This window comes from Herbiconiux daphne (assembly GCF_024979295.1).
Taxonomy (GTDB): domain Bacteria; phylum Actinomycetota; class Actinomycetes; order Actinomycetales; family Microbacteriaceae; genus Herbiconiux; species Herbiconiux daphnes.
Window position 1 is genome coordinate 1 of the sequence record NZ_JANLCJ010000414.1, and the last position, 691, is coordinate 691.

At 28.2% G+C, this 691-nt stretch carries 2 protein-coding genes; one reads left to right on the plus strand and one right to left on the minus strand.

The genetic code is table 11. The annotated features are described in order from the left end of the window. Positions 1–346: hypothetical protein (locus tag N1032_RS25565; protein ID WP_259543409.1), on the plus strand; the 346-nt coding region annotated here is incomplete at its 5' end. Between the two features lie 127 nt (positions 347–473). On the opposite strand, the gene N1032_RS25570 is transcribed toward N1032_RS25565, so the two are convergent. After that, the coding region (locus N1032_RS25570; RefSeq protein ID WP_259543411.1) for a hypothetical protein at positions 474–691 on the minus strand (218 nt) is incomplete at its 5' end.

The following is a 691-nucleotide window of genomic DNA, read 5'->3' on the forward strand; positions in this document are numbered from 1 at the left end:
TAATTCTATATTTTCAGGATTAAGAATTGCAAGCTTATCATCAAATTATTTTCATGATTATTCCCCTCAGTTTCAACAGTTGAGTTTAGATATATATTCACCATTTAACAATAATTATTCATTTAATAATAAGAGAGATTCATTATTTGAATCAAAATTGAAATGTTACCCTTATAACAAATATTTGCTAAAAACAAGTTCAAAATCAATATTAGAAATAAAACCACAATTTTTAGATAGTTCATATGATTTTATTCAGGGACAATTAATGTATGGTTTAACAACTGATACATATATTCATACATATGTGATAAGTAATTATTATAATAAAACATCTACAAACTGACAACTTGCAGCATCTAATTTTTTTGAAGATATTTCTAACTATAAATTACCTACAGATATTGATGAGTGATCAAATTTTTTAACAAATAACACTGCACAACAAAATGCTCAACTTTTCACAAATACCATCAGGACTGCAACAGGGTTTGCAGGCGCTGTTGCAGGAGGAGGATCATTATTAGGATTAGGTGCAATTTCCCAAGCTGTAAATTCAGCACAAGGAATAATTCAACAAATGGCCCAAAGGCAAGATATTCAAAATGCACCAAGACAGTTACAGAATACAGGATCATCAATACTAAATGATGAATTAGTAAATCAATTATTTCCAAGATTTGTTCATATG